Source organism: Cellulophaga sp. BC115SP (genome assembly GCF_009905545.1).
Classification (GTDB): Bacteria; Bacteroidota; Bacteroidia; order Cytophagales; family Spirosomataceae; genus Flectobacillus; species Flectobacillus rivi.
Genome location: NZ_JAAALB010000005.1, coordinates 1 through 18,650 on the forward strand (window position 1 = coordinate 1; position 18,650 = coordinate 18,650).

Annotated in this window: 15 protein-coding genes; 11 read left to right on the top strand and 4 right to left on the bottom strand. The window is 37.0% G+C overall.

Features of this window, described 5'->3' with window-relative positions; translation table 11 throughout:
• Positions 1 to 299 precede the first annotated feature (299 nt).
• Positions 300 to 881 carry a TetR/AcrR family transcriptional regulator gene (locus GVN22_RS05445; protein WP_166550036.1) on the bottom strand — a complete coding sequence of 194 codons (582 nt, stop codon included), beginning with the start codon at positions 879 to 881 and terminating at the stop codon, positions 300 to 302.
• A 269-nt stretch (positions 882 to 1,150) separates the two neighbouring features.
• Here GVN22_RS05445 and GVN22_RS05450 point away from each other — a divergent pair, with 269 nt between their 5' ends.
• The 7 genes from GVN22_RS05450 to GVN22_RS05480 all read left to right on the top strand — a co-directional run bounded on the left by GVN22_RS05450 (position 1,151) and on the right by GVN22_RS05480 (position 7,835).
• On the top strand, positions 1,151 to 1,546 hold the full coding sequence (locus tag GVN22_RS05450; RefSeq protein WP_166550037.1) for a carboxypeptidase-like regulatory domain-containing protein: 396 nt from the start codon (positions 1,151 to 1,153) through the stop codon (positions 1,544 to 1,546).
• Positions 1,547 to 1,557: 11 nt separating this feature from the next.
• Positions 1,558 to 2,781 carry a nitrate/nitrite transporter gene (locus GVN22_RS05455; protein ID WP_166550038.1) on the top strand — a complete coding sequence of 408 codons (1,224 nt, stop codon included), beginning with the start codon at positions 1,558 to 1,560 and terminating at the stop codon, positions 2,779 to 2,781.
• A 107-nt stretch (positions 2,782 to 2,888) separates the two neighbouring features.
• A complete protein-coding gene (locus tag GVN22_RS05460; RefSeq protein WP_166550039.1) occupies positions 2,889 to 4,295 on the top strand; it encodes an aldehyde dehydrogenase family protein in 1,407 nt (468 codons plus the stop codon).
• A 147-nt stretch (positions 4,296 to 4,442) separates the two neighbouring features.
• The gene (locus GVN22_RS05465) at positions 4,443 to 4,694 is read left to right on the top strand and encodes a hypothetical protein (protein ID WP_166550040.1); all 252 of its coding nucleotides are present in this window, start codon (positions 4,443 to 4,445) and stop codon (positions 4,692 to 4,694) included.
• A gap of 36 nt (positions 4,695 to 4,730) precedes the next feature.
• Complete coding sequence (nhaD, locus tag GVN22_RS05470) at positions 4,731 to 6,008, top strand: sodium:proton antiporter NhaD (protein WP_166550041.1); 1,278 nt, start codon at positions 4,731 to 4,733, stop codon at positions 6,006 to 6,008.
• A 270-nt stretch (positions 6,009 to 6,278) separates the two neighbouring features.
• Positions 6,279 to 6,710: a hypothetical protein gene (locus GVN22_RS05475; protein ID WP_166550042.1), complete on the top strand. Its 432-nt coding sequence runs from the start codon at positions 6,279 to 6,281 to the stop codon at positions 6,708 to 6,710.
• Between the two features lie 180 nt (positions 6,711 to 6,890).
• Complete coding sequence (locus GVN22_RS05480; protein ID WP_166550043.1) at positions 6,891 to 7,835, top strand: universal stress protein; 945 nt, start codon at positions 6,891 to 6,893, stop codon at positions 7,833 to 7,835.
• A 126-nt stretch (positions 7,836 to 7,961) separates the two neighbouring features.
• On the opposite strand, the gene GVN22_RS05485 is transcribed toward GVN22_RS05480, so the two are convergent.
• The 3 genes from GVN22_RS05485 to GVN22_RS05495 form a co-directional block, all read right to left on the bottom strand.
• Entirely contained in the window at positions 7,962 to 8,807 is an 846-nt protein-coding gene (locus GVN22_RS05485; RefSeq protein ID WP_166550044.1) for an N-acetylmuramoyl-L-alanine amidase-like domain-containing protein, read from the bottom strand.
• A gap of 181 nt (positions 8,808 to 8,988) precedes the next feature.
• Positions 8,989 to 10,320 (bottom strand): MFS transporter, encoded by a 1,332-nt coding sequence (locus GVN22_RS05490; RefSeq protein ID WP_166550045.1) that lies wholly within the window; start codon positions 10,318 to 10,320, stop codon positions 8,989 to 8,991.
• Between the two features lie 74 nt (positions 10,321 to 10,394).
• Positions 10,395 to 12,113: an alpha-amylase family glycosyl hydrolase gene (locus GVN22_RS05495; protein ID WP_166550046.1), complete on the bottom strand. Its 1,719-nt coding sequence runs from the start codon at positions 12,111 to 12,113 to the stop codon at positions 10,395 to 10,397.
• A gap of 461 nt (positions 12,114 to 12,574) precedes the next feature.
• Between GVN22_RS05495 and GVN22_RS05500 the strand changes: the two genes are divergently transcribed.
• From GVN22_RS05500 to GVN22_RS05515, 4 genes are all read left to right on the top strand, one after another.
• Entirely contained in the window at positions 12,575 to 14,479 is a 1,905-nt protein-coding gene (locus tag GVN22_RS05500) for a glycoside hydrolase family 13 protein (protein ID WP_166550047.1), read from the top strand.
• Between the two features lie 206 nt (positions 14,480 to 14,685).
• Positions 14,686 to 15,345 (top strand): beta-phosphoglucomutase, encoded by a 660-nt coding sequence (gene pgmB / locus GVN22_RS05505; RefSeq protein WP_166550048.1) that lies wholly within the window; start codon positions 14,686 to 14,688, stop codon positions 15,343 to 15,345.
• Positions 15,346 to 15,405: 60 nt separating this feature from the next.
• Positions 15,406 to 15,822: a hypothetical protein gene (locus tag GVN22_RS05510; protein WP_166550049.1), complete on the top strand. Its 417-nt coding sequence runs from the start codon at positions 15,406 to 15,408 to the stop codon at positions 15,820 to 15,822.
• Positions 15,823 to 16,228: 406 nt separating this feature from the next.
• On the top strand, positions 16,229 to 18,556 hold the full coding sequence (locus GVN22_RS05515) for a glycoside hydrolase family 65 protein (RefSeq protein WP_166550050.1): 2,328 nt from the start codon (positions 16,229 to 16,231) through the stop codon (positions 18,554 to 18,556).
• Positions 18,557 to 18,650 lie beyond the last annotated feature (94 nt).

Below are 18,650 nucleotides of genomic sequence, written 5' to 3' on the forward strand. Positions count from 1 at the left end.
CCAAATCAAACTATTTTACTATTTTGATTACTTTAACTTGGCTAAAACTCAGGGCAACCTATTTTAGGCAAGGACAACCAGAACGGCGCTAATAACAGAACATGAATCATCCCGAATTTTAAGACTCGGATTATTCGCCAAATTTTCATCAAAAAAGCGGTCGAAAAATATTTTTCGACCGCTTTTTTGATGCTATTATACTAGATTTCACTCATCTTGAGACGCAATAATTGCATCTCTACTTTTTAATATAATCACTCATGCGCTCAATTACTAAATTAGGGATGTCCTATGTTTGGTTATTGTTTTTTGATACCGTCCCAACACGTAAAAAAGGCTAATTCAAGGTCTGAGCTTGTCAGCTGAAATTCTCCTGAAAGCTGCAATTTTATAAGAGAACCAACACTTCCCATCACGAAAGAAATCATGATTTTAGGAGGAATATCTCTAACTGCTTGTGTGAAGACCGCTTTTCGTAAAAAATCGTATATAGGCTGTTCAAGTTTAGTTAAATCTGTTTTTGGAATTTGTTGTAAAAACGGAGAGTTTGAAAACTGTTCCAGAAAATAAAATTCTTTGGGGTTTTTAGTGAAATAATGAAAGTTCTGAAGATAAAACGCCCGAATCCTATCCCTATAATTTTTAGAAGCATCATCGTTTTTGAGTAGTTGATTAGTCGTTCTTTCTTTCAAACTTACATACAGAGCGCAGATTAATTCATCTTTACTCTTAAAATAGTGGTAAATGGTCCCTGCGGCTACATTGGCTTGTTTGGCCACTTCTGACATAGGGGAGCTATGAAAACCATGCTTAGAAATTAGCTCAAGGGTTGCGTTCAAAATAGCTTCTTTTTTATCAAATTCTTTTATAATGTTTGCCATCGTTACTTAGTTCACGCTTGTTTTATCAAAATTGCTCATAAATGTTAATTTCTGTCTTAAAATAGCGTAGAGCTTATTTGAAAGAATCAACTGTTTGTAAAACAGTTGATTAATAGTCGTTTGTTGAGCGAGGGAGGGCAAAAAAAGTGCTTTTGCTCATCCAACAAAGTAAGTTATATATACTATGGATTCGAATTATTCTATCTAAATTGGCTACTTTCGCCTTAATGACTGTTAATTTTACAATAAGTTTCAAAATATTTAGCCTTATGAAAAATCTCCTACTATTATTTTCATTCCTTTGTCTTGCGAGTTCTGGATTTGCGCAAAAAATCTTAACAGGTCGTATTTTAGACGGAGATAACCAACAACCTATTCAAGGGGTAAACATCACTATTAAAGGTGGTACCGAACGAGCTACTCTTTCGGATATCAAAGGTAAATTTAGTCTTCGTACCGAAAATACATCTACAATATTAGTAGTTGAAATGGAGGACTATGAGCCTTTAAAAATTAAGTTAAATACAAATTCTCAAAATTTAACAATTTTATTGACATCATCGAACGAAGATTCAAACGGTTTACGCTCTGTAGGCTTCCATAATTCAAAAATGTTGCCAAAACGTAAAGATTTGCCTACTTTTTATGCTAAAGTGCTAGACTAATTTTGAAACAAATGAAAGTTTTTACAGGAATGAACAAATTCTATCGTGGATGGTGGGTATTGCTGGGTTTGTCTTTAATGTATATTGGTTCTAATGGATTTGGTATTTATACATTACCGCTATTTTACCCTAGTATTTCTCAGGAACTATCCCTTACCAAAGGAGTTATTACACAAGCGCCTAGCAATATGTATCTGGTATTGGCGCTGTGCTCACCTTTTTGTGGATGGTTATTAGATAGATTTGCGCCAAGAGTTATACTTGGGGTAGCAGCCGTTATTATGGCTGTTTTGTTTGTCTCTTTAGCAATGATTAGCTCATTTGAGCAATTAAAATGGTATTATGTATTCTTTGGTGTTGCGCTAAGTTTAGGTGGGGTGATTCCAAGTGTGTATTTGATTAGTCGTTGGTTCGACAAGCACAGAGGTATCGCATTAGGGTTATTTTTGAATGCTTCTAGTTTTGGGGCAACGATCTTGAGCAAACCTACGGGGTATTTTTTAGCATCTGGAGGGTGGCGTGTGGCAGCAATGTATGTAGGAATTCCTGTGGTTGGCATAATCATGTTGGCTCAATTTCTCCTAAAAAATCGTCCTTCGGAAGAGGAGTTTCAGCAGGAAGTAATGCCTCGAAACAGTTTTCTTCAGGATTATACCTTATCGCAAGCGCTTCGACAACCAACATTTTACACCTTATTGATCGCTACAGCAGCCTTATGGTTTTGCATTAATGGTATTTTGTTCAATAAGGATTTATTTCTGTCTGATTTGCAATTAACACCTTCACAAACAGCAAGTTTTGCTTCCTCATTTTTCTTTTGTAGTATTATCGGAAAAATTGTGTTTGGGTATATCAGTGATAAAATTCGAAAAAAAGACGCTATGCTAGGGTCTATCGTTGTGTTAGGGCTTGGTGTATTGCTACTAAAAACCTGTCTGACCCATGTCGATATGTTGACAATCTCAGCTATTGTGCTCGGAATAGGCTATTCAGGGGCTTTTACCATGATTCAACTATTGATAGCAGAACATTATGCAGGCAAATCTTATGGCTTGATTTTAGGGGTGTTTACCATGATTGATACCTTGGCAGGTAGCATAGGGATTCGAGCAATCGGGCAGCTTCGTGCTTCAACAGGTTCTTACAATACCTCATTTGAGGTAATGTTGACGCTTTGTATCGTTGCAATAGTTTTGGTTGCTTTTTCGAGAAAAAAAGAAAGTTTAAATACATAGGTTATTTTCCCTAGAGAAAAAATCTAAATAGTTAATTTTGTCAGAAGACTGAGATATAACAAGTACTTAGTGTTGTACAGAGGCCCAATTTTTAGCGTAGAAATTTTATGGAAATAAGAAACCCCAGAACTGGCAAATTTGATTTTTCGATTCAACCTGTAGATGCAAACGGTGTGCGTTCTAGAACGATTTCATTAAGGGCATCGCAACCTGGTTGGTTGGCCAAAGGAATCGAACAGCGAGTAAGGGTACTTCAACAATGGCATACATTAATTGAAGACTATTCTACGGATTTACTGGAATCCTTAATAGATGATACTGGCAGAAAGACTGAATCGGAGAAAGAGCTCAATTATGTGCTTCGTGCCATTGATAGTTGGTGTGAAATTGCCAAGAAGATTTTACGCGAGCCCGAAAGTTTATCTACTTCTATTCCTGTGCTAAAGCTCCAGAATCACTATGAGCCCTTTCCTTTAGTGGGAGTTATTAGCGGCTGGTGCTTTCCGTTTGCGCACTTGATGAAGGAAATAATACCTGCTTTGCTGGCAGGTAGTGCAGTAATTGCGAAGCCAAGCTGTGTCACACCAAGGTTTGTTAGAACCCTCAATCATACGATTCATCGTACACGAGGGCTCAGAGAAGTACTTTCCATTGTAGAAGGCACAGACGATATTTTGGAGCCGATGTGTTCCAATGCTGATTTTGTATGTTATAACGGTACTGCCACCGAAGCAAGGCAAGTTTCAGATATTGCTCATAAATTGTTCAAGCCTTCTTCTATTCAGCATGGCTTAAAAAATACCGTTATTATTACCGAAACAGCAGATTTAGAAAATGCTTCTTCTGCAATTTTGCTGGGTGGTTTTTGGAATGCAGGACAATCATCGTCTTCTATTGAAAGAGTGTACGTTCACCGAAACGTCTATCATTTGTTTTTGTCAAGATTAGTCGGAAAAGCTAACCTCATTCGGTTGGCATATCCAACCACTGAGTCTGGACAAATTGGACCTATTATTGCCGAACCGCAAATCAATATCATTAACGGACAACTCTGGGAAGCTTTAGAAAATGGTGCTAAATTATTGACAGGAATTGGACAATGCGAAAAATGGGAGGGTGGTTATTATTGTCGTCCCACTATTATTACCAACGTAAAGCCAAGCATGAAAATTCTGAATGAAGAAACGCTTGCTCCTATTTTGCCAGTGATGTCTTATCAAGATACAGAAGAAATTTGCGAATGGGTGAACGGTATCACACAGGCACATTCAGGCGCTATTTTCTCAAAAACACCCAACGAAGCAATAGCCTTAGGAGATAAACTTTCAATACCATATCTGTCAATTAATGATATTGCCTTAGAGGAGGTTTTGCAAGTGGGGCAACACCCTCAAATGATGCCAGAAACATTGGAATTTGAAGGTACATTCTCTAATTATAGGAAATTTTTTAGAAAGAAAACTTTTATTATCAATACCCACAAACCGTTTGGAATAGGGTGGATTAAGTCATAGAAAATGGCGTAAGTGAAATAGCTTACGCCATTTTTGTTTAAAATGGTTTATTTTCAATGATTTAATGAAATTCTAAGGAATTCTTCATGAGTTGTTGAAGCTTGTTGAGTTGTTTTGTAAAACATAATTATTCAAAAATAGAATTGTATGCAACTCAAACTTACTACTAAAATGAAGAAAGCTGCACCACAAAGAACACCTTTTCGTGTAATTGTGTTGAGTGCGTTTTTGCTTTTATCGGTTATTGTCAATATTTTCTTGTGTATATCAAGTAATTCATGCTCTCAACAATTAGCGCATTATAAAATATTGAATGACTCTATTATTATCCAGAAAAATCAACTTCAGAAGCAACTCAATGCTTCCGAACAAGATTCACAAGAAGCAGCCTCTCATTAATATCCTACAATATTCATTTAACTAAACTATTGCATAATGACCACATTGATGATTCTCATTTTTGTGATTGGCTATCTAGCAATCACACTCGAACACAATATCCATATCAACAAAACTGCCACAGCCTTGCTTACAGGTGTTTTGTGCTGGGCAGTATATGCGCTCAATGCTACTGATGTTCATATCGTTTCAGAACAATTGTCGCATCACCTCGGCGATATTGCCGAAATTGTTTTTTTCCTGTTAGGAGCCATGACCATCGTTGAACTCGTAGATGCTCATGATGGGTTTGCGATTATTACCCAAAAAATCAAAACACAAGATATAAAGACCTTGATGTGGCTTGTCGCAATTCTAACATTTTTTATGTCGGCAGTTTTGGACAATTTGACAACTGCCATCGTGATGGTTTCATTATTAAGAAAAATTTTGGTATCGAGCGAAACCCGAAAAATCATGGTAGGCTTAGTAGTGATTGCCGCTAATGCTGGTGGTGCATGGTCGCCACTGGGTGATGTCACAACAACGATGCTTTGGATCGGGAAGCAAGTTTCGGCCATGGGCGTGATTTCGCAGTTATTAATTCCAAGTATGGTCTCATTGATTGTACCATTGTTTTATTTACATTTTACCCTAAAACCCAAAGGCAACGTCTTTTCTGCTAAACTTGAAAATACGATGGCTTTGCCTAATGCAGAGAGAAATTTGATGTTTGCAGTTGGTTTGGGAGCATTATTGTTTGTTCCAATATTCAAAACAGTAACACATTTACCGCCCTATATGGGTATGTTGATGGGCTTAGGGGCTGTTTGGTTGGTGTCAGAACTTATTCATAAAGACAAAGATGAAGAAACAAAATCCAAGTACTCAGCAGTACATGCCTTACGCAAAATAGATACGCCTAGTATATTGTTCTTTTTAGGTATTTTGGTAGCAATTGCAGCTTTAGAAAGTACTGAGCAATTGCATCATTTTGCCGAGTTGATGAATCAAACTCTGGGTAATCAAGACTTGATTGTATTCATTATCGGTATTGCCTCTGCTGTTATAGATAACGTCCCTTTGGTAGCAGCCTCTATGGGTATGTACGATCTTCAGGCATTTCCAACGGATTCCAAATTATGGGAGTTTATGGCCTATTGCGCAGGAACGGGCGGTAGTATGTTGATTATTGGTTCAGCGGCTGGTGTGGCAGTGATGGGTATGGAGAAAATAGATTTTATGTGGTATTTCAAGAAAATATCCTTCATAGCTTTGTTAGGGTATATAGCTGGTGCGGCCGTGTATTTGGGGCTCTATTCATTTACACATTAAGAAGAAAAAAGGGCATTTAAGCGAAAAAAATGATAACAAAATGTTAATTCTTTGAAAGAGTAGCACTTTTAACACGAATATTTTTTAAATTTTGATGTTTTTTCGGATTCAGTACCAAAAAATTGGCAAATTAAGGTAATCACAATACATTATTGTAAATTTGTAGAACCTTACTTTATTTATTTGGTTTGCTAAGGTTAGGGATTCGAATTGAACGTATTCCCTATATTCAACTATAATCCAGTATTAAACGCATAACTCTAAGTGATTATGAATAATTCTATAAAATATCTTTCAATCGGTGCGATTGCTTTGACACTAACATCTTGTACCGAATCGAAACAATTAGTTGCTTTGCAACAACAAGCCGCTCAATTAGAAAACACTTTGAAGAAGGAAAGAGAAGAAAACGTAGAACTTAGTAGTTTTCGCTTTAGTCTCGAAAGTCAGTTCAAAAAGAAAACAGAAGATTACGTGAAATGCCAAGAAGATGGTAAAGAAACCATGGAAAGCTTGTCTGAACGTTACAATCGTTTGTTGACTGACTACAACCAACTTTCAGCAAGTTATGAGGTTTTGGATAAGTCAAACAAAGAGCAAGTAGAAGCTACCAAAGCTCGTATTTCTGAATTGGAGTCTCAATACAAATCGGCTGCCAGCAAAAAAATTGTATCTAAATCAAAAAGAAAAAGAAGAAGATAGATTTTCTTAACGTTTATAGATTTTTTAGCGCCCTCCTGTAAAGCTACAGGAGGGCGTTTTTTTTCTTAAAATCTTCTAATTTTTTTTTAATTGAACTTTAATTATTCCAGATTGTATTTTTTGTAATTTCATTTCGTTAGTATTTTGTAATTAGTATTTGAATTAAATCCCTTATGTGCTATGGAACGTATGCGAATCGAAAAAATCTTAGTACCTATTGATTTCAGCCTAACCTCAGAAAATGCTTTAAAAGCTGCAATCCATATTGCAGAACAACACAAGGCTAAACTTTACCTTCTTCATATTATTGAGCCAGGAATTTTGATGTTTGCTCAAGATGGTAGTTTAATTTTTGATATTACATCAGATAGTATTGATAAAGAACATGAACATCGTTTAGAAAAACTATATGATCGTTTCAAAAGTAAAGGATATTGGGAGGTAGAAAGCGTAGTGAAGCACGGTGAGGTAACTCCTTTAATTGTACAAACAGCAGAGGAGATTGAGGCAGATTTGTTGGTGATGGGAAGTCATGGTACTGAAACAAGCTTGGATGACCTACTAGGTACCAATGCTTACAGTGTGGTAAAACGTGCGAAATGCCCAGTTTTGACTATTCCAACGCATTATCACTGGGAAGGAATCCACAAAGTATTATTCCCGATTCGTTCAGTATTGGGTGCTTTGGATAAATATCCTATCACAGAGGCGTTATTGTCACCTTCTGATAATCCTGAATGGTTACTCGTAGGATTGAATGACCACGAAAAGGCAGATGACAAGGCAAAAGTGGAGGAATTTGTGGGACAATTTACGCAGTTTTTGACTAGTCAAAACAAACAGTTTAAGTTGTCAAATTATGAAGGGGAAAATCTGGCAGGAAAAGTGTTAGAAATGTCAAATACCGAGGGTGTAAACTTGATTGTAATGACAACTTCTACCACAACATCGTTTGCAAAATACTTGGCAGGTAGTTATTCTCAGCAAGTGGTGAATCACTCGAGAATACCAGTGTTGTCAGTAAGTCCAGATATTTCGATTAAAATCAAAGAGAGTGAAGCTACTCCAGAAGAAATTTTGGAAAACCTTGGATACGGATATCCATTTTCAGGTACAGTGCTCTAATAGTTGAGCCAGACAAAATAGAAACGATTTGAAGCATATTCAGTCAAATTTTGTCAATATCAAAACCTCAATCAGATAATATGATAGATGCTTTTATCTTTCACTTACCTGATTGAGGTTTTTACATTATTTCTTGACCAACCTCGAAATCATAATGCCTGTTTGACTAGCGTGCTTTGCCAAGTATTCTGCTAGTGGCTCTGGTGAAATAATGACCTCTTTCAAATCTTGTGAAGCGTGCAATAGATGCACTCGTCCATTGACCACAATCGCAAATCCCTGATGCGAAATATCCAAGCCACTTTTTGAGGTTGTGATAGCAATAATATCACCATTTTGAATACACGATTCTCTTTTTGCAACCTCGGCTTTAGGGATATAGAAGAAACTTTTACGTATCAATTCTATTTCTGCCATTTTCACTGCCTCAAGTGCGCGATAATCTTCCAATTGAGGATAAAGCGGTAGGTGCGAGGTCATGAACGACACGCTTTTCTTGTACGGTTTTCCAGCACATATCTGTGTTTGGTCCTTAATAAGCCCTTTTCGTTCGTTTTCCTTCAACCAATCTGTAAAGTAGTGTAGTCGTGAGCCATATCCATTTACATGACCAAAACGATAGCGAAGCGTTTCGAGGTTATGCTTGAACTCCTCAAATGAATTGTTTTTGCACAGCGAAATAGCTAATACGGATTCAACCAAAGTAGAACAGTCAAACTCTCGAAGATTGACGACTAAATTTTCTTTTTTGCTTTCTAATGTGTTTGCTACATAAGGTTTTCCTAAAAATGATTGTGCAATTTCAATCACCCTTTGACCTTGTTCTGAATTATACTTTTTTTGAATGGTAGCTTCAAAAATACTTTTGTCTGATTCTTGAGCAATTCCTGCCCAACTAATCCCACAAAATAAAAGGTTTAAGGCAATCGCCTTAAACCTTTTATTTTGATATGCTTTTCTTAATAATGACACGGTAGTAGTAATAAAATGGTTGCGCTTTTATTTCTTTAACGCAATATTAAAACTTCTTATTTGAAACTTATCCTGATTAATTGTGCTATTGTCGAATTAAAAATAGAGAGACATAGCGCTAAAAATCTAAATACTAACAGCTTAAACTAAAACCTGTAATGCCTATAAACTATTCCAAATTTTATGATTGTTTTTCTTTCACAAACATAACAGATATTGCTCCTAAAATCATAAATACACCTGCAAGCAATAGCGCATATACCGAATTAGAATCGTAGATATGTTTTACTACTAAACCTCCAAAAATACCATTTACAATTTGAGGGAAAGTGATAAAGAAGTTGAAAATACCCATATATACGCCCATTTTGTGGATAGGAATACTGTTGGCTAAAATTGCGTAAGGCATTGCCAAGATACTTGCCCAAGCAAACCCGATACCCACCATACTCAAAATCAAATAATCTGGATTTGTGATAAAGAAAATGGAGATTAGTCCTAAACCACCGCAAACCAAAGAAAAGGCATGTGTAGTTTTTTTACCGAACAACGAAGCAATTTTTGGCAAAGCCAAAGCATACACAGCTGAGACACCATTGTAGATGCCAAATAATGAGCTCACCCAGTCTCCAGCATCGTTATAGGCTTTCGAACTATGGTCGTCCAATGGCAAGCCATATACCTGATGCGCGATAGCTGGTGTTGCATATACCCACATAGAGAATAGGGCAATCCAAGAGAAAAACTGTACCAACCCCAACTGTTTCATGGTTGTTGGCATTTGGGCAAAATCCTTGAAAATATCCTTTAAACTAGCTTGATCGTGTGATTCATCTTCAAAACCAAATGATTTTCTTTCTGCTGGTGAATATTCTTTCGTGGTAAAAACGGTCCAAAGAATAGCAGTAAGAATAATAACCGAACCAACATAGAAAGAGTAAAGAACGTTGTCTTGTACATTTCCATTGATGGATTCATTCGATACGTTGAAAAATTTATTAAGAATTGTAGGAAGAAAACCACCAGCAATTGCACCAATACCAATTAAAGTAGTTTGTACCGAAAAGCCTGTTGTATTTTGTTCATCTGGCAAGTTATCGGCTACCAAGGCTCTAAACGGCTCCATAGCAATATTGAAAGAGGCATCCATAAACATCAAAAAGCCTGCTCCCAAAACTACTGCTGGAAGTACACCTGCCAAAAACGAAGCATTTGGCATAAATGCTAAAGCAACTGCCGCTAAAATAGCTCCCGCCAAAAAATAAGGTTTTCGACGACCAAATCGTCCCCAAGTGGTATCGGAATAGTGTCCAATAATTGGCTGGACAATCATTCCTGTAAGTGGTGCTGCCAACCAAAACCAAGAAAGGTGTTCTACATCGGCGCCATAAGTTTGAAGAATACGTGAGGCGTTACCATTTTGAAGTGCAAAGCCAAATTGGATACCCAAGAAACCAACGCTCATATTGATAATCTGCGCCAGACTCAAGAAGGGTTTATTAATTTTTTTCATGTTTATGGTTAATGGATTATTGGGTGAAAGTGTAAAGTCTTGTTCAAACACAAAACTCTACACTTTCAAATGTACTATTTTTTAGAAGAAATCTCATAAATTACCGCTGAGTTTGGCGCTACTTTGATAGAGATATTTTCTTTGGCATTAATTTTTTGTGAACCTTTTGCTTCATACACCCCTTTTAAGGTATAATTTCCTTGAGGGTCAAGTCCCATGACTGACCATGCACCATCAGGAATATGAAGACTGATATTTTTTTCTTGATAATGGTCAAAGTTACAAACTACTACTAGCTTCTGATTTTCGCTATAACGTAAGTATGAATATACCTTACGACGATCATACTCATGATTTTGAATATATTGAAGGTCGAAGAATGCGCCTTTTTGTACTGCTTCAGAACCATTGACAAATTTCAATAAGCCTTTATAGAATGCTTGTAAATTCTTTTGTTCCTCGGTTAAGCCTGCGCCATCAAATTTACCTCCATTCATCCATGCCTGATGGGAAGGAACTCCCCAGAAATCAAACATTGTGGTACGGTCATCCGCTTGATTGAAGCCTTCTTTGCCATCAGCTTTTTCGCCCAGTTCTTGACCAAAGTAAATCATCACTGGTCCTGTGTGAAGCGTGGCTGTAACGACCATGGCAGGCACTGCTGCGAATGGATTTCCTTTGGCAAATGCTGGTGTATTGACACGTTGCTCATCGTGATTTTCCAAGAAACGTAACATGTGTTCAGAAATATCCCCTGATTCATGTTGCCAAACGCGAGTGATATCTTCTACGGTTGCTTCATGTTTTTGCTCAACTAATCTTCTTAGTCCATCATACAAACCAACTTTGTCATACAAATAGTCAAATCCTCCAACCTTGATATAGTTGTGGTATTCACGAGGGTTGTAGATTTCTGCAATGAATACCATTTCTGGATATTCTTTTTTAATGGCTGAAGTTGCATACTGCCAAAACTCTACAGGTACCATTTCGGCCATATCACATCTAAAACCATCAACACCTTTCGCAGACCAATATTTCAAGATTTCAACCATCTTAATCCAAGTAGATGGAACTGGATCAAAATGACGACTACGTCCGTTGAGAATATCTACACCATAATTCAATTTTACCGTTTCAAACCAGTCATCAATTGTTGGTTTTGACGAAAATACATCGTTACCCGAGGCTTTTGCAGGCGACTCAATATACGGACCTTCTGGTTTGACAGGAGAGTTTACTCCATCAGGGATTTGGAACTGAGTATGAGGGAGATAGTAAAAGTTATTATGTGGGTCAAAGCCTTTACTTACGTCATCATCTTGACCAAAGTCACGTACACCCGCAGGCTTCATGTCTGAGTGATACACACGTGCCACATGGTTGGGTACAAAGTCCATTACTACCTTTAGTCCATTTTTGTGAACACGAGCTACCATCGCCTCAAATTCTTCCATTCTTTTGCTAGGATCTGTGGCAAAAAATGGGTTTACATCATAATAATCCTTGATAGCAAATGGTGAACCACAACGGCCTTTTACTACATCTGGATGGTCTTTTGGAATACCCAACGCCGTTAAATCTTCCATCGTAGCATGCTCAATAAGACCAGTCATGTACAGATGTGAGTAGCCAAATTTTTTCAATTCTTTCAACGCTTTATCGTTGATGTCTTTGAATTTAGTCACACCATTTTCGGCAGCCGAACCATTCATTTTGTTGGTTGAATTGGTATTGCCCCACAAGTGGAACATCATCTGTAGAATTACTAACTTGTCGTTTTTCTGGGTCATAATTTTCGTTTTCTCGCTTGATTTAGTTTTTGTCAGGGATTTATCTTTATTCTTTAATTTACTAGAATTATTCTTGTTGACCAAAACTTGAGTTTTCGGACGTTTTTTAGTTTGCGAGAAGGATGCCCAATTCAGAAATATGCATCCCAATATTGTTAGGAAAATGAAGTGTTTTTTAAGCATTTTTAGAATAATATTTGGCTATTAGCACAGTTTAGCACAGATTCAATTCATTTAAGTAGCTAATAGCTTTGTGATAATTTTGCTCGAATTTAAGATTTTATTATTAGGATTTTCTTCATTTTATTTGAAAAATTGCAAACTTTTAAAGTTGTCATAAGGTATCTTGAGTAATTTTTTTTGTATTTTAGAAATGTTTAATTGTATTTACATTTTCTGCCTTGCTGCTCATTGCCAATAGCTTAATGACTCATTTTTCCATTAACCATCTCTTTATAAACATGAAAAAAACAATTCTATCCTTGGTGCTTTTGGGAAGTACTTTTTTGGGTATCGCTCAAACACCAAGTATCCAACGTGTAAACCCTACAAACTGGTGGGTGGGCATGAAAAACCCATCTTTGCAATTATTGGTATATGGTAAAAACTTGAAAGGCGCCGACGTCAAAATCAATTACCCTGGCGTTACGCTTCAAAAAGTAAATACTGTAGAGAATCCAAATTATTTATTTCTTGATTTGACAATTGCCCCTGAAACTAAAGAGGGTACGTTCAACGTAGAAGTGACTAAGACCATTCAGGTACAGAAAGGTAAGAAGAAGGCTATAGACCAAGTCGTAAAAATTACACAGCCTTTTGAATTGCGTGTTCGTGATAAAAAGCCTCAAACTGTCAATTCTAAAGACTTTATTTATTTGATATTGCCCGACCGTTTTGCCAATGGCGACCCAAGTAATGATAAGTTTGAGGATATGGCCGATAAGGTTTCGGATCGTAAAAATCCTTTTGCTCGTCATGGTGGTGACTTAAAGGGAGTTACCCAACATCTTGATTATTTCAAAGAGTTAGGCGCTACGACTCTTTGGTTGAATCCCGTAATTGAAAATGACCAGCCTCAAACCAACGAGGGTGGTGCAATGCGTTCTGCTTATCACGGCTATGGTTTTACCGACCAATATAATGTTGACCGTCGTTTGGGAGGCAATGCAGCTTATTTGGAAATGGTCACTGAAGCACACAAAAAAGGCTTGAAAGTGATTCAAGATGCAGTGTACAACCACGTGGGTATCAACCACTGGATTTTGAAGGATATGCCATCAAAAGATTGGTTGAATCAATGGGACACTTATACCAATACTTCATATCGTGACGAACCAGTCGTAGATGTTTTACATGGAAACAAATCAGACTTCAAGGTTCAGCAAAGTGGCTGGTTTGTACCATTCTTGCCAGACCTAAACCAAAATAACGCTTTTGTGGCTAATTACTTGATTCAACATGCACTTTGGACGGTCGAATATTTTGGTATTGATGGTTGGAGAGTAGATACGTATCAGTATAATGATTTGCCTTTTATGAATCGTTGTAATGCTGCTCTTTTTGAGGAATATCCAGATATGTTTATCACAGGTGAAAATGCGGTACAAAATATCTACAGTCAGGCGTATCATGTGAGAAACAATATCAATTTGCCTTTCAAAAGTAATTTGCCTTCACCAAATGATTTTGTATTGCAAACGGCTATCAATGATGCCTTGAATCAAAATTTTGATTGGGGAAAAGGCTTCAATCGTATTTATCAGGTTTTATCAATGGATGCCCTATATCAAAATCCTGATTTAAACATGACTTTTGTCGATAACCATGACCAAGACCGCTATTTCTCAGTTATTGGTGAAGATTTGAACAAATACAAATTAGGTTTAGGTTTCTTGTTAACTACCCGCGGAACTCCACATTTGTATTACGGAACGGAAGTATTAATGAAAAACTTTAAAAATCCTTCTGATGCAGAAGTTCGTCAAGATTTCCCAGGCGGTTGGGCTGAAGATGCAGTGAGTAAATTCACAGCTAATGGACGAAATGAGAGAGAAAATGAAGCGTTTAATTTTGTAAAAACGTTAGCTAATTTCCGTAAAAACTCCTCGGCATTAACTACTGGGAAATTAATGCAGTTTTTACCACAAGATGGCATGTATGTATATTTCAGGTACGATGCACAACAAACGGTTATGATTGTTATGAGTCAGAATAAAGATGATAAAGAACTCTCGACTGACCGTTTTGCTGAAATTATGGGAGGCTTTACCTCTGGTAAAGAAGTTGTCTCAGGAAATACCATTTCTTCTTTGCAAAAAATCAAGGTTCCAGCCATGTCAATTCAAGTAATTGAGTTGAAAAAGTAGTTTTAAGGAAATGAAGAGAATGAAAGAGTGAAAGTGATTGGGTAATAAAATTCACCATTAAATACCCGACCGCTGAAATATTCTCCATGCCTCAGTGTCTTTCTAATCGATACTACTTGTAACTTTGTGATAATAAATCTTTAGAAAAGGTTGGGAATGTTATTTTTCCCAACCTCTCTTTTTTCCATTAACCAAACTTTCAAACAATGACAACAGTAAAAGCGTGCCTTTTTGACCTAGATGGCGTAATCGTAGATACAGCAGTTTACCATTTTCAAGCTTGGAGACGATTAGCCAATGAATTGGGTTTTGATTTTACAGAACACCAAAATGAGCAGTTGAAAGGTATCAGCCGTATGGAATCCCTAGAATTGATCTTGAATTGGGGTGGTGTTACACTTACCGAGGAGGAAAAAGTAGCATGGGCGACCAAGAAAAATCAATGGTATTTGGATTTAGTAATGCAAATGACACCTAACGAGGTTTTGCCTGGTGTACCTGAGTTTTTGAAGTCTCTCCGTGCCAATGGTATCAAAATCGCTTTGGGTTCGGCAAGTAAAAATTCAAAGTTGATTTTAGAAAGAATTCAAATGCTTGACTATTTCGATGCTATCATCGATGGTAATAATATCACTAAAGGCAAGCCAGACCCACAAGTATTTTTGATGGGAGCAGAGGCAACAGGTGCACAACCGTCTGAATGTGTGGTTTTTGAAGATGCTGTAGCGGGTGTTCAAGCTGCTAAAGCAGGTGGCATGAAAGCCGTTGGTGTAGGTTCGGCAGATATTTTGACAGAAGCAGATATTGTTATTGCTACTTTCGAAGATTTTTCGGTTGAGAAATTAGCACATCTTAATCGAAATTAGATAGTTTTGTATCCTCTGAACAGATTCAATTAGTCAATCATATAGCAAAACACTACTAAAATGAATATGAACCAAAGTGTTGATTCTTTCTTTGATAATAAAGCTCTTGTGCTTAAGTTGTATCATGAGGTAAACGCCTATTATAATGCTCGTGCATTAAAAGCGAGAAGTAAACTAAGAAAAGATATTCCTGAAGAGTTTGTTGCTCTGGGATGGCCTAATACAAGATTAGTTGATAACTGTTTTCAACCTGTTCGTAATCTTCAAACGGGTGAGAAATTTACGATAGTTGGAAAAACGGTAAAAGAAAAAAGAATTCTAAAGTTCTTTATCGAACAAATTATACTGGAAAGAGGAGAAGAGGGTCGTAAACGAGTGTTAGATTCTCTAAATATGACAATTCAAGACAACAAGACTGGAATGAAGTTCGATACTAAATATTTAGAGGAATTATATTACGAAATCTTCAACAATTAGATATTAATTAAAAGTGTCATTTGCATTACTACATTTTGACCAAATACAAATGTAGTAATGCATTTTTATTTGGTCTGCTTTTTTCTAAATGTTAAAATACAATTTTCGACGAAATGCATCAAGAACTAGTTTATTGTATTGCTTTAATTTTACTATTCTAAATTATCATAATTAATTTTGAAAGGAACTAAGTATTTGGTAAACAGTTCTTTTACTTTTTGTGTATAAAAAAACACCCTAGCACAGCAAGGACAATCTTCATGAATTGAAGTAATTTAGCAGGCTAATAAAATAATCAACTTAAGGAATTGTACATTTCCAAGAACTTGCGTGAAAAAGATATACTAAAGTATTGAAGTATTGGAAATAGTTAGATACATTGCCATTAACCATCCATTATAATACAATGAAAAACTACTTAAAACATGACGAATGGTGCATAATTGAAGAAGGGTTTCACCGTGAATACAACGAAATCACTGAGTCAGTTTGCTCCCTAGGAAATGGACGTATGGGCCAGCGTGGTAACTTTGAAGAAACCTTTACAGGAAAGACGCTTCAAGGTAATTACGTAGCTGGTGTTTACTATCCTGACAAAACCCGTGTGGGTTGGTGGAAGAATGGTTATCCTGAATATTTCGCAAAAGTATTGAATGCCGCCAACTGGATTGGTATCAAAGTTGAAATCGATGGAGAAGAGTTAGATTTGAATCGTTGTGAGGTAGCAGACTTCCGCCGTGTCCTTAACATGAGAGAAGGATATTTGGAGCGCTCATTTATCGCAACTTTGGCTAGTGGAAAACAAATCAAGGTATATACAAAAAGATTTAACTCAATCGTGGACGACGAATCGGGTGCTATTAGCTACTCGATTACGCCATTGAATTTTGACGGTAAACTTACTCTGACACCGTTTATTGATGGTGATATCAAGAATAAGGATGCCAACTACGACGAAAAGTTCTGGGATGAAATTCATCGCGAAACTGCTTTTGCGGAAGGTTATATTGAGCTTCGTACTAAAAAGACGGGTTTCCACGTGGTAACTGGTCAGAAGTTTGAAATTCTTCAAGACGGAAAATCGGTTGATTTTCAAAGTTTCCCCATCAAAGCAGAAAAATACGTTGCAAGCCAAGTAAGCTTAGACGTTATTTCGGGTCAAGAAACTACGTTGATTAAATATGCTTGTAATCTTTCTTCAGAAAATTATGCTGTAGAAGAGCTTCTTCCAGCAGCAAAAGCGTATTTGGCTAAAGTTGCAGCCAAAGGATACGATACCATGCTGGCTGAGCAAGCAGAAAAATGGATTTCAAAATGGCACATGAACGACATCGTAATTGAAGGTGACGTAGCTGCTCAACAAGGAATTCGTTTTAACATTTTCCAGCTCAACCAAACTTACTCTGGCGAGGATGCTCGTTTGAATATCGGTCCAAAAGGATTTACTGGTGAAAAATACGGTGGCTCAACTTATTGGGATACTGAGGCGTATTGTATTCCATTCTACATGGCTACAGCCGATGCACAGGTCGCTCGTAATTTGTTGGTATATCGTTGGAAACAATTAGGTCGTGCCATCGAAAATGCAGGTAAATTAGGTTTCAAAGATGGAGCTGCTTTATACCCAATGGTTACCATGAATGGAGAAGAGTGCCATAACGAGTGGGAAATCACGTTTGAAGAAATTCACCGTAATGGAGCCATTGCCTATGCGATTTATGATTACATCAACTATACTGACGATAAAGCTTACTTAGCTGAATATGGCTTTGAAGTATTATTAGGTATTGCTCGTTTCTGGGCTCAACGTGTTAACTGGTCAATTGCTAAAAAGCAATATGTAATGTTGGGCGTTACTGGACCAAATGAGTACGAAAACAACGTAAACAACAACTGGTACACAAGTTATATAGCAGTTTGGTGTTTGAAATACGCCAAAGAAGCCGCAGAATATATCAAGTCTACCGATAGTGCTCGTTATGCAGAATTGGTTGCTTTATTGAGTTTGAATGAAGAAGCTGAATTTGGTAAATTCCAGCATATCATCGACAATATGTATTTGGCGGAGGATAAAGAATTGGGTGTTTATTTACAACAAGATGGATTCTTAGATAAAGAATTGATTCAAGTAAAAGATCTACCTTCTACTGAACGTCCTATCAACCAAAAATGGTCTTGGGATAGAATCCTTCGTTCTTGTTTCATCAAGCAAGCTGATGTTTTACAAGGAATCTATTTCTTTGAAGACGATTTCGATATTGATACAATTCGTCGTAACTATGATTTCTATGAGCCAATGACGGTTCATGAGTCTTCATTGAGCCCATGTGTTCACTCTATCATTGCAGCCAAATTAGGTGATAAGCCACGTAGTTACGAATTCTACCAGCGCTCGGCTCGTCTAGATTTGGATGATTACAACAATGATACTGAAGACGGATTGCACATTACTTCAATGGCTGGAACATGGATGTCTGTAATCAAAGGATTTGGCGGCATGCGTGTGAGAAATGGTCAAGTCTACTTGAACCCATTTGTACCAGAAAATTGGAAATCATTTGCTTTCAAAATCAGATTTAGAAACAATATTCTCAATATTATCACTACATCTGATCATGTAACAATCGAAAACCTCGAGGGCGGAGATATTACAATCAATGTAGGCTCTGAAGCTTACGAAGTAAAAGCTACTTCGTCTGTAGTGGTAGCCTTGGGTGCTACGGAATTGGCGTAGTTATCTAATTTGTATAGACGCAATACTTTGCGTCCATATATAAGTCATTAAGTATTATAGTAACAGAAAAGGGGACAAAAATATTTTTGTCCCC

Excerpts from the sequence above, each read along its gene's own strand:
- GVN22_RS05445 (WP_166550036.1), bottom strand. The coding sequence starts at position 881 with ATGGCAAACATTATAAAAGAATTTGATAAAAAAGAAGCTATTTTGAAC.
- GVN22_RS05450 (WP_166550037.1), top strand. The coding sequence starts at position 1,151 with ATGAAAAATCTCCTACTATTATTTTCATTCCTTTGTCTTGCGAGTTCT.
- GVN22_RS05455 (WP_166550038.1), top strand. The coding sequence starts at position 1,558 with ATGAAAGTTTTTACAGGAATGAACAAATTCTATCGTGGATGGTGGGTA.
- GVN22_RS05460 (WP_166550039.1), top strand. The coding sequence starts at position 2,889 with ATGGAAATAAGAAACCCCAGAACTGGCAAATTTGATTTTTCGATTCAA.
- GVN22_RS05465 (WP_166550040.1), top strand. The coding sequence starts at position 4,443 with ATGCAACTCAAACTTACTACTAAAATGAAGAAAGCTGCACCACAAAGA.
- nhaD (WP_166550041.1), top strand. The coding sequence starts at position 4,731 with ATGACCACATTGATGATTCTCATTTTTGTGATTGGCTATCTAGCAATC.
- GVN22_RS05475 (WP_166550042.1), top strand. The coding sequence starts at position 6,279 with ATGAATAATTCTATAAAATATCTTTCAATCGGTGCGATTGCTTTGACA.
- GVN22_RS05480 (WP_166550043.1), top strand. The coding sequence starts at position 6,891 with ATGGAACGTATGCGAATCGAAAAAATCTTAGTACCTATTGATTTCAGC.
- GVN22_RS05490 (WP_166550045.1), bottom strand. The coding sequence starts at position 10,320 with ATGAAAAAAATTAATAAACCCTTCTTGAGTCTGGCGCAGATTATCAAT.
- GVN22_RS05495 (WP_166550046.1), bottom strand. The coding sequence starts at position 12,113 with ATGACCCAGAAAAACGACAAGTTAGTAATTCTACAGATGATGTTCCAC.
- GVN22_RS05500 (WP_166550047.1), top strand. The coding sequence starts at position 12,575 with ATGAAAAAAACAATTCTATCCTTGGTGCTTTTGGGAAGTACTTTTTTG.
- pgmB (WP_166550048.1), top strand. The coding sequence starts at position 14,686 with ATGACAACAGTAAAAGCGTGCCTTTTTGACCTAGATGGCGTAATCGTA.
- GVN22_RS05510 (WP_166550049.1), top strand. The coding sequence starts at position 15,406 with ATGAATATGAACCAAAGTGTTGATTCTTTCTTTGATAATAAAGCTCTT.
- GVN22_RS05515 (WP_166550050.1), top strand. The coding sequence starts at position 16,229 with ATGAAAAACTACTTAAAACATGACGAATGGTGCATAATTGAAGAAGGG.